The following is a 9,261-nucleotide window of genomic DNA, read 5'->3' on the forward strand; positions in this document are numbered from 1 at the left end:
TTAATCCGGCGACTCTAGGAACCACCACCAACGATGGTGACGATCTCAAGGGTGTCGTCATCCTTCACCACGATGCTGTCCCAGCGGCTGCGGGGTGCGATCACACCGTTGTGCTCGGCCACCACCAGCTGGGGGTTGTTGGCCAGCAAGGCAACAACCGCCGCCAGGCTGGCGGGGTCCGGTGCTGGATCCAGCACGCGGGTTTCACCGTTGACCATCAGGGTGAGAGGCATGGCTCAGAACGTGGCGTGGTCCAGCTGCTGGAGCAGTTGCCGCGAGGCCAGACCGCTGTCATCTGCGTGCATGATCGCGCCGATCACGGCCGCGCGCTGGCCCCCTGCCGTGAGCAGGGCCGGCAGGTTGGTCGAGGTGATTCCACCGATGGCGAAGACGGGGCGTTGGCTGATCGCAGTGGCCTGTGCCAGGAGCTCCACACCAACAGGCTGCCGCTCGGGTTTGACGGCCGTGGAGTGGATCGGGCCAAATCCGAGATAGTCGATTGGCTCCTGCTGAGCCTGATGAACCTGATCGATGCTGTGGGTGCTGCGGCCCAGCAGACGATCAACGCCCAACAGATCGCGGGCCACCTCGCTGGGTATGTCGTCCTGGCCCAGGTGCACCCCATCCGCATCCACCGCCAGGGCCAGGTCCACACGGTCATTGATGAACAACAGCGCCCCGAAGCGGTTGCAGAGCTGCCTGAGCTGCTGAGCTTCCCGCAGGCGTTCGCGGTCGTTCCCCGCTTTGCAGCGGTACTGCACCATCCCCACGCCGTTCCGCAGGGCGGCCTCCACCCGATCGCTCAGGTCATCGCAGGGGGTTGTGATTAGGCAGAGGCGAGCGTCCTTGAGCTTGTTGCGTCGCCGTGCTCCCAGGGTGGCGTTGAGGCAGGTCACCTCCAGGTCGTAAAGCCCGTAGCGGATCGCTGCGGCTTCAGCGGCCAGCGCAGGATCGATGGTGCGGCCGTACTCCTCCAGCACCCGCAACGCCTCCTGCACCCGGGCGCAGTTGGCCGCCACCACGTTGTCGGGGCTGTGGCGATCGAGTTGGGCCGGATGCTCCAGTCCGGCGCCGGTGTCGGTGCTGGTGGAGCGGGCCTGCTTGTAGCTGTCGTGATGCAGTTGACCCAGGCGTTGACGCCAGTCCTTGAGGCGCACCACCAGATCCTGTTGCTCCAGCCCGAAGCGGCACCAGTCCTCAACCACCCTCAGGCCTTCCCGGGCACGGTCGAGGTTGGCGTCGATCAGGCGTGCCACCCGTGGATCCAGGGATGCATCGCTTGGGGTTGGATTCATGGCACCCTGTGGGCAACGGTTTCGGCGTCGGTCATGGAGAACGGTGGTTCTGAGAGCACCATGCACGTTCTGGTCTGGGGAATCGTCCTTCTCGGCGGCATCGGCGTGTTCATCGTCTGGGGGTTGGTGAATGCCTATCCGACCGTGGCCTGAGAGCCGGTCTGAAGAATTTCGCGGGCCTGGGCTGCGTCGCGGCCGATCTGGCTGCTGAGCTCCTCGAGGCCGCTGAATTTGGTCTGGCCGCGCAAGCGCTGCACCGGCTCGACGCCCAGCTGCCGGCCTTCCAGTTCCAGGCTCTGATCCAGAAGGTGCACCTCCACGGCTGAAGGGGACGTGGGATCGATCGTGGGTTGGGGCCCGAGGTTCATCACGGCTGGTAGCCGATCGCCATCCCCATCCAATTGGGCCCAGGCGGCGTAGACGCCAAGCCCTGGCAAGGCCTTACGGCCATCCACCTGGAGATTGGCGGTGGGCCAGCCCAGTTCACGCCCCAGGCCTCGGCCCCGCACCACCCGTCCCTGAAAGCGGTAGGCCCGACCCAGCAAGGCTTTGGCGGTGGTGAGGTCGGCCTGGTCGAGGGCCGCGCGGATGCGGCTGCTGCTCATCCGGCCCTCTTGGTCTTCAACGATCGGCACCACCTTCACCTCAACGCCGCTGCGAGCCGCCAGCCGTTCCAGCATCTCGGCGTCACCGCGCCGCTGATGACCGAAGCGGAAGTTGGTGCCCACGGCAATGCGCCGGGCCTGAAGTGTGTTCAGCAGCACGCTGGTGACGAAGTCTTCGGCACTCAGCTGAGCCAGCTCGCGGGTGAAGGGCACCAGCACGAGCTGCTGGATCCCCAGCGGTTCCAGCAGAGCGAGTTTTTCGCTGGGTAGATCCAGCCTCAGGCGTGCCTCCCCGAACAGCACCTCACGGGGATGCGGCCAGAAGCTCACCACCGAGGCAACGGCATCGTCCGGGCTGTCCTGGATGGCCTCGGCGATCACGCGGCGATGGCCGGCATGCAGGCCATCGAAACTCCCCAGCGCCAGGGCAGTGGGCCGACGGGCTTCCTCTGGAGAGCAGAGCGGAATCAAAGAGGTGCAGAAGGGGCGCTTTGGTGGCAAGTTTGAACGACCGAGCACCAGGGCATGCCAGACCGCCTCGATTTCCAGAAGTTGTCGTTCGGCGTGCGTCGGATGGGATGGATTCGGTTCTGGATCCAGGTGGTCCTCGGCATCGTTGTAGTGGGCGTTCTGCTGTTCAACAACATCGGCGGCAGCCTGGCCCGCAATTCCGAACGTGCCGTGGGCCTGGGGCCTGGCCTTTCGCTCACATCCCTGGCCTTCCTCGTGCTGCTGTTCAGCCTCTGGCAGGGCTGGCTGATCGTTCGGACCGGTCGGGCCATCGACAGCGCGGCCCGTCCCAGTCGGGGCGAGGTGGCGCGGCTGATCAAACGGGGACTGTTGGCGGATCTTCTGGGTCTTACCTTCGCCACCATCGGCTATCAGGCCCTCGCCGGCAGCCTGTTCGTGCAGGCCTCGATGCAGACTCCCGGCATTGCCATCGGCGGCCGCGGCATGGCCGACAACCTGGCGATCACCTCCCTGGAAATGCTGTCTGTGCTCAGCAACACCCAGGTGCTGTTCGCCCACCTGATCGGGGTGTTGTTCTCCCTTTGGTTGCTGCAGCGGGTTTACCGCACCAGTTGATCCTTGAGCTTGAGCTGCGGCAGTCCGCTGAGGGGGCCCCGCCAGAACAGGTCGGGCTGAATCGGTGTGAGTGAGGGGGAATTGGCGTGGATCTGGGCCACATCACTGGGCCAATCCCTTGGGCCTTCTCCGGCTGATTCCAGATCCTGCACGGCTTCTCCGGCCAGCCAGTAGTAGGCGCGGCCACGGGGGTCTTCCCGACGGCTGAATTGCTCGTCGTAGCGCCGGATCGAGAGACGGGTCCAGCGCAGTGCCCCCATCTCCTCCCGGGCACAGGGGGGGATGTTGAGGTTGAGCAGAAGGTTGTCGGGCCACTGGTCGGCGATGGCCTGTTCACTCACCTCCAGTGCAAGATCGGCGGCCGCCTGGAACTGACGCCACTGGAAGCAGGCGCTGCTCACCGCCAGGGAACGAATCCCCTCAAGGGTGCCTTCCATGGCTGCGGCAACGGTGCCGGAGCAGAACACATCGGTTCCCAGGTTGGGGCCGTGATTGATGCCGGAGAGCACCAGGTCTGGCTTCTCCTTCACCAGTTCGAACAGGGCCAGCTTCATGCAGTCGGCGGGGGTGCCACTGCAGGCCCAGGCGGTGACCCCTGGGGCGAATAGTTCATCGGCCCGCTCGGCGCGGATGGGGGTCTGCAGGGTGAGGCCATGGCCTGTGGCCGATCGTTCCTGATCCGGGCAGACCACCGTCACCTGGTGGCCGCGGGCTGCCGCTGCGGCGGCCAGGGTTCGGATGCCGTCGGCGAAGACCCCATCGTCATTGCTGATCAGGATCCGCAGCGGGGCCATGGGGTCATATGCACTGAGGTGAACCTAAGCGGCACGGCTGCTTACAGTCGGCAGCTGTCTGTTCCATCCCTGTGAGCGCACCGGTCACCCTGCAGCAGCTCACCGACCAACTCGATGCCCTCGAGCAGCAGGCCGCGGCGGAGATCGCCGAGGCGGTTGATGCCGCTGCGCTGGAGCAACTGCGGGTCGGGCTGCTGGGCAAGAAGGGCCGCATCTCCGGTGTGCTGGGAGCGATGGGCAAGTTGCCCGGTGAGGAGCGTCCCCTGGTGGGCCAGCGCGCCAACGTGCTGAAAACGCAGGTGCAGTCGCTGTTGGGAGAGCGGCTGCAGGCCGTGAAGCAGGCGGCCATGGCGGAGCGCATCGCCAGGGAAAGCCTCGATGTCACCGCCCCGGCTTCCGGGGTGCGGATGGGGCATCGCCATCCCCTGATCACCACCACTGAAGAGATCGTCGATCTGTTCCTGGGCCTCGGCTACAGCGTGGCCGAGGGGCCTGAGGTGGAGCGGGACCACTACAACTTCACTGCGCTGAACATCCCCGAGGACCATCCGGCCCGGGACATGCAAGACACCTTCTATCTCGGAGGTGACCTGCTGATGCGGACCCACACCTCCCCGGTGCAGATCCGTCACCTCGAAGAGAACCCGCCGCCGGTGCGGATCGTGGCTCCCGGACGGGTGTATCGCCGTGATGCCGTTGATGCCACCCACTCGCCGGTGTTCCACCAGGTGGAGGTGCTGGCCATTGATGAGGGTCTGGATTTCAGCCACCTGCGCGGCACGGTGATGGCCTTCCTCAAGGCCTTCTTCGGTGACCTGCCGGTGCGTTTCCGGGCCAGTTATTTCCCCTTCACCGAGCCCTCCGCCGAGGTGGATGTGCAGTGGCGCGGCCGCTGGCTGGAGGTGATGGGCTGCGGCATGGTCGATCCCGCTGTGCTGGAAGGGCTGGGCCTCGATCCTGAGCGCTACAGCGGTTTTGCCGCGGGCCTTGGGGTGGAGCGCTTCTGCATGGTGCGTCATGGCATTGACGACATCCGCCGGCTGTACACCAGCGATCTGCGCTTCCTCGAGCAGTTCTGATCGGGAACCTTCGTTACTGAGCGGCGTTCAGTTCTCGCGCGTCCCATAGGCTGAGGCTGACCTCTACCCGTCGTGGATCAGTGCCCCGGATCGGACTGATCGTCAATGACGGCAAACCGCTGGCGGTGCAGACGGCGGACTCGATTCAGCAGCGCCTGGAGGCGGCCGGCCATGCCGTGGAGCGGGCCAGCAGTTCCGGGGGCATGGTGGGCTTTGCCAACCCTGATCAGCATCTGCGCCTGCGCGGCTACAGCGCCTGTGTGCCCAAGGGCTTCGATCAATCGATGGTGTTGGCCATCGTGCTGGGGGGTGACGGCACGGTGCTCTCCGCCGCGCGGCAGACCGCTCCTGTGGGGATTCCGATTCTCACGATCAACACGGGCCACCTGGGATTCCTGGCCGAGGCTTATCTCGATGATCTGGACCGGGCCCTTGATGTGGTGCTCACCCAGCAATGGACGATCGAAGAACGCAGCAACCTTGTGGTGAGCGTGATGCGGGGCGATCAGCGCCGCTGGGAGGCGCTTTCTCTCAACGAGATGGCCCTGCACCGTGAGCCGCTCACGAGCATGTGTCACTTCGAGATCGCCATCGGCCGCCACGCTCCGGTGGATATTGCCGCCGATGGCGTGATCCTCTCCACGCCGACGGGCTCGACGGCCTATGCCCTCAGTTCCGGGGGGCCGGTGATCACGCCGGATTGTCCGGTGCTGCAACTCACCCCGATCGCGCCCCATTCCCTGGCCTCCCGCGCCCTGGTGTTCAGCGACCGTGAACCCGTCACGATTTTTCCAGCCACGCCGGAGCGGCTGATGATGGTGGTGGACGGCAGTGCCGGTTGCTATGTCTGGCCGGAAGATCGGGTGCTGATCCGCCGGAGTGATCACCCCGTGCGCTTTGTGCGTCTCGCCGACCATGAGTTCTTCCAGGTGCTGCGCAACAAATTGGGTTGGGGCCTGCCCCACATCGCCAAGCCCGAGCGGGAATGAACGCTGATCCCCTGTTGCTGTTGGCAGGCCCTTCGGCGGTGTCGCTGGCGCCCCGTCTGGCTGCATCGGGCTACGCCACCCTCGACTGGCTCAGTGCCGGGCCCTCGGCCCATGCCCCTGAACCGGGTGAATCTCCAGTGGCCGCTGTGCTGGCGGCCGATCAGGCCGCATTGATTCAAGACCTGCGCAGCCGTTTCGGGGCCATGCCGATCCTGTTGGATCTGGAACGCGACAGCGTTGAGGCCCGCGCCGCCTGCCTGGGGACCGGTGCCGATGATTTCTGGCTCTCGGAGATCGGGCCCAGCGATCTGTTGCTGCGTCTGCGCCTGCACCGCACGATTCAACAGCGCTCGGGCCAGCGACCGGCGTTGCTTGAGCTGGACGATCTCAGTGTCGATCCCACCAACCGAACGGTGCGGCGGGGAGACCGTGTGGTGGCATTGACGGCCCGGGAATTCATGCTGTTGCAGGTGCTCTTGCGGCGGCGCGGCCAGGTGTTGAGCCGCGAGCTGCTGCTTCAGGAGGTGTGGCAGGGGGAGCGTTCCAGCAGCAATGTTGTGGAGGTGTACGTGCGCTATCTCCGCCAGAAGCTGGAGGCCGGTGGAGAACGCCGTTTGCTGCACACCGTGCGCGGCCGGGGCTATTGCCTCGGGCAGGTGTTGCCGGAGGCTTGAGCGGCCATGGATGCTCTGCCCCCTGAGTCACCGCCGCAATGGCTGCCGGCTGAGGCCCGCTGGTGCGTGGCCCAGCAGCATTGTATTGATCTCGAGGTGGCCCGCAGTCCGGAGCAGCAGCGGCTGGGCTTGATGCAGAGGCCGGCTCTGCCGCCCTTGCGCGGGATGTGGTTTCCCTTTGCCACCCCCCAGCCGCAGCGCTTCTGGATGTTCAACACCCTTGCGCCTCTCGACATGATCTTTGTGCGCGATGGGCGCGTGCTCGATCTGGTGCCTGCCGTTCCCACCTGTGGTGCCCTGCCCTGTCGCTCCTACGCCGCCGATGCCGATGGCAATGGACGGGCTGATTTCGTTGATGCGGTGATTGAGATCGGTGCCGGTGAGGCGCAGCGGCTTGGCATTGGCATCGGCGATCCGGTTCGGATCACCCCGCTCCAGCTTTCGCCGTGAGGTCGGCTCAAGCCGGCTTCATTCCCGTCACGATCAAGGTGGGGTTCATCGGAGCCAGGCGGGTGCCATCCCCCAGCGGTTGTCCCCGCCAGGCCTGCAGTTGCTGCACGCGCACGGCCAACCCAGCGTTCTCGAGCAGCGGCCGAACGCTGGCCAAGGCCTCGATGCTCGCCAGGGGGATCACCACAACACCTCCAGATCGCAGTCGCGTTAGCACCTCCTGCAGCAGGCGTTCCCGTTGGGCGCCACCGCCTCCGAGCAGAACCCGATCGGGCTGGCTGAGGCCATCGGGGAGCCCTTCGTTCAGCACCGTGGTGGCGTCGGCCTCCAGCACCGCCGCGGGGCTGACGCCGAGCCGTTGTGCATTGCGTTGGATCAGTTGCGCGCCACCGGCGCGGCGTTCCACCGCCAGCAGTTGCAGCCCTGGGCGCAGGCGCAGCGCCTCGAGACCAACGCTGCCGGTGCCGGCCCCCAGATCCCAGAGCACGCCCTGCGGCGGCAAGGCGAGTTCGGCCAGGAGTTGGATGCGCACCTCCCGCTTGGTCATCAATCCGGGGTGATCGCTGTGCTGCAGGTAGAGCCCGTCATCGAGCCCGAACAAGGGCAGTTGATGCGGATCCGGTGCGGCGGGTTCGCGGGCGATCAGCAGTGCAATCAGCAGCGGCTGCAGATCTGTTGGTAGTGCGGTGCCGGGGGCGATCAGCAGCACCCGTTCATCGGGGTGCCCGAGGTTTTCGCAGAGCCACAGGTCTGTGCTGGCCTCCAGCCCGCTGCTGCGCAATATCTGCTGCACGGTGCCGGCGCCCCCCTGGTTTGGGTCCGTCAGCACCGCCAGGGCTGCGGGTCGCTTCTGCAGGGTGCTGGCCAGGATTTCGGGGTCCCGTCCGTGCAAGCTCACCCAGTCGGCGTCCTGCCAGGGGCGCCCGATGCGGGAGAAGGCCAGCTGCAGCGATGTGGGGGCGGGATGAAACCGCAGCCGCTCTGCCCCGATGCGGTCGCAAAGAATGCGCCCCAGGCCGAACCAGAGCGGATCGCCGCTGGCCAGCACCACTACAGGCTTTTCCGCAGGCCGGGATTGCAGGCTGTCCACCAGAGCCCGCGGGTCATCGCTGCTGAGCAGCTCGGGCTTGGCGTCCCCCAGCCAGTCCTGCAGAGCAGCCTGCAACCGCTGTGGTGCTGCAATCACGGCCGCCGCCCGCAGCAATGTCTGCTGTGGAGCGGGCAACGAGGCGGGCGCCCCGGCGTCGGTGCCGATCACATCGATCATGACCAACGTCTCTCCGCTGGCCAGCCTTGGATCACCAGTTGTCTCAAGGGCTTGTGCGTTTTCATGCTGAGGGGGGGGGGCAGCGGTGCAGCTTCATCAAGTCTGATCTGCGACCTGAATTCAGTCTCGGATTGGAACGGGCTTCCCACCGCCAAGAAGGTTGATTACCCCCGGCTCAATCGTTGAATCGTCAAAATGCGAAAATATTGCTTTTGAGTGTCAGGAATCCTGAATGATGAAATGTCTTGCTGTTGAGGGTCATTGGTGATGGCCAGGTGTTTTTATCTTTCTGTTTCAGATTGTTTGTTGCTCGGCTCTTGTTTTGTCTGAAATATCTCCTGCCTTTCTGGTAAGAGGTTGTTCCTGTTAAGCGGCTTGGTGATTGGGCAGACAAGATGAATTTGAGGGGGATATTCTTGAGGATCATGTCGGTCAATGGATCAGTATGTCTTCCATTGCTACGACCTTCGGCTGAGATCACGGTTTTAATTTTGTGTGAAGGTTTGAAGCCTTGGTTAATGGTTGATCTTGGAGGACGGCAAGGCGCGGGGGCTGTCATTGAATTTTTGTGAATGACGCAAGGGCAAGTACTGATCGCGGCTACAAGTAATCGAGAGTTTTTTTCTGATTTGGACAACTCCTCCCCTGCAACGGATTCAAATTCTGAAAATTCGTCAAGCGCAACCATTACCCTCGCGGGCAAGCAATACGCCCTGAACGACCTCTCGGATCCTGCTCGGCAGCTTGTTTCTGCAATCCGTGCCTCGGAAGAGGAGATGAAGAGCACTCGCAATCAGCTGGCGCTGATGGATGTAGGCCGCAGGGCTCTTGTGGCGCAGCTGCGTCTTGCTGTTGAAAATCCGGATGCTTTCCAGCGTTTGCAGAGCCCTGATCAGGAGACTGCCGCGGAAGCAGCCTGATTGTCCTTTTTCTGAACCGTTTTTAGCTTGATGGAAAGCAGGGGATTCGCCTGAATCCCCTGCAACGGTTCAGTTTTTAAACCTGCTCAGCTTTTATTTGCC

The 9,261-nt window shown here is 64.3% G+C and carries 12 protein-coding genes; 6 read left to right on the forward strand and 6 right to left on the reverse strand.

Annotation, left to right across the window (positions count from 1 at the left end; all coding sequences use genetic code 11):
• Positions 1 to 14: 14 nt before the first annotated feature.
• The 3 genes from thiS to SynRS9907_RS04405 form a co-directional block, all read right to left on the reverse strand.
• A complete protein-coding gene (thiS, locus tag SynRS9907_RS04395) occupies positions 15 to 233 on the reverse strand; it encodes a sulfur carrier protein ThiS (protein WP_114988409.1) in 219 nt (72 codons plus the stop codon).
• Between the two features lie 3 nt (positions 234 to 236).
• The gene (locus SynRS9907_RS04400; RefSeq protein ID WP_188021943.1) at positions 237 to 1,295 is read right to left on the reverse strand and encodes a thiamine phosphate synthase; all 1,059 of its coding nucleotides are present in this window, start codon (positions 1,293 to 1,295) and stop codon (positions 237 to 239) included.
• A 134-nt stretch (positions 1,296 to 1,429) separates the two neighbouring features.
• Complete coding sequence (locus SynRS9907_RS04405) at positions 1,430 to 2,371, reverse strand: bifunctional riboflavin kinase/FAD synthetase (protein WP_115161449.1); 942 nt, start codon at positions 2,369 to 2,371, stop codon at positions 1,430 to 1,432.
• A gap of 54 nt (positions 2,372 to 2,425) precedes the next feature.
• On the opposite strand from SynRS9907_RS04405, the gene SynRS9907_RS04410 reads away from it, so the two are divergent.
• Positions 2,426 to 2,986, forward strand: a complete 561-nt coding sequence (locus tag SynRS9907_RS04410) for a DUF3611 family protein (RefSeq protein WP_006849623.1) — start codon at positions 2,426 to 2,428, stop codon at positions 2,984 to 2,986.
• Here SynRS9907_RS04410 and surE read toward each other — a convergent pair.
• Entirely contained in the window at positions 2,971 to 3,780 is an 810-nt protein-coding gene (gene surE, locus SynRS9907_RS04415; RefSeq protein WP_114988405.1) for a 5'/3'-nucleotidase SurE, read from the reverse strand. The two genes, SynRS9907_RS04410 and surE, sit on opposite strands and share 16 nt — an antisense overlap.
• Positions 3,781 to 3,851: 71 nt before the next feature.
• On the opposite strand from surE, the gene pheS reads away from it, so the two are divergent.
• The 4 genes from pheS to SynRS9907_RS04435 all read left to right on the forward strand — a co-directional run bounded on the left by pheS (position 3,852) and on the right by SynRS9907_RS04435 (position 6,972).
• A complete protein-coding gene (gene pheS / locus SynRS9907_RS04420; protein WP_186542061.1) occupies positions 3,852 to 4,859 on the forward strand; it encodes a phenylalanine--tRNA ligase subunit alpha in 1,008 nt (335 codons plus the stop codon).
• An 80-nt stretch (positions 4,860 to 4,939) separates the two neighbouring features.
• Complete coding sequence (locus SynRS9907_RS04425; RefSeq protein WP_188021944.1) at positions 4,940 to 5,848, forward strand: NAD(+) kinase; 909 nt, start codon at positions 4,940 to 4,942, stop codon at positions 5,846 to 5,848.
• Positions 5,845 to 6,522: a winged helix-turn-helix domain-containing protein gene (locus SynRS9907_RS04430; RefSeq protein WP_188021945.1), complete on the forward strand. Its 678-nt coding sequence runs from the start codon at positions 5,845 to 5,847 to the stop codon at positions 6,520 to 6,522. The genes SynRS9907_RS04425 and SynRS9907_RS04430 overlap by 4 nt, the downstream gene beginning before the upstream one ends.
• Positions 6,523 to 6,528: 6 nt before the next feature.
• The gene (locus tag SynRS9907_RS04435) at positions 6,529 to 6,972 is read left to right on the forward strand and encodes a DUF192 domain-containing protein (protein WP_188021946.1); all 444 of its coding nucleotides are present in this window, start codon (positions 6,529 to 6,531) and stop codon (positions 6,970 to 6,972) included.
• A 7-nt stretch (positions 6,973 to 6,979) separates the two neighbouring features.
• Here SynRS9907_RS04435 and cbiE read toward each other — a convergent pair whose 3' ends face one another.
• Both cbiE and SynRS9907_RS04445 read right to left on the reverse strand, forming a co-directional pair.
• Positions 6,980 to 8,239 carry a precorrin-6y C5,15-methyltransferase (decarboxylating) subunit CbiE gene (cbiE, locus tag SynRS9907_RS04440; protein WP_188021947.1) on the reverse strand — a complete coding sequence of 420 codons (1,260 nt, stop codon included), beginning with the start codon at positions 8,237 to 8,239 and terminating at the stop codon, positions 6,980 to 6,982.
• 190 nt (positions 8,240 to 8,429) lie between these two features.
• Positions 8,430 to 8,798: a hypothetical protein gene (locus SynRS9907_RS04445; RefSeq protein WP_188021948.1), complete on the reverse strand. Its 369-nt coding sequence runs from the start codon at positions 8,796 to 8,798 to the stop codon at positions 8,430 to 8,432.
• Between the two features lie 13 nt (positions 8,799 to 8,811).
• Here SynRS9907_RS04445 and SynRS9907_RS04450 point away from each other — a divergent pair, with 13 nt between their 5' ends.
• Entirely contained in the window at positions 8,812 to 9,159 is a 348-nt protein-coding gene (locus SynRS9907_RS04450) for a DUF6447 family protein (RefSeq protein WP_188021949.1), read from the forward strand.
• The last annotated feature ends 102 nt before the right edge of the window (positions 9,160 to 9,261 follow it).

This window comes from Synechococcus sp. RS9907 (assembly GCF_014279615.1).
In the GTDB taxonomy this organism is placed as follows: Bacteria; Cyanobacteriota; Cyanobacteriia; order PCC-6307; family Cyanobiaceae; genus Parasynechococcus.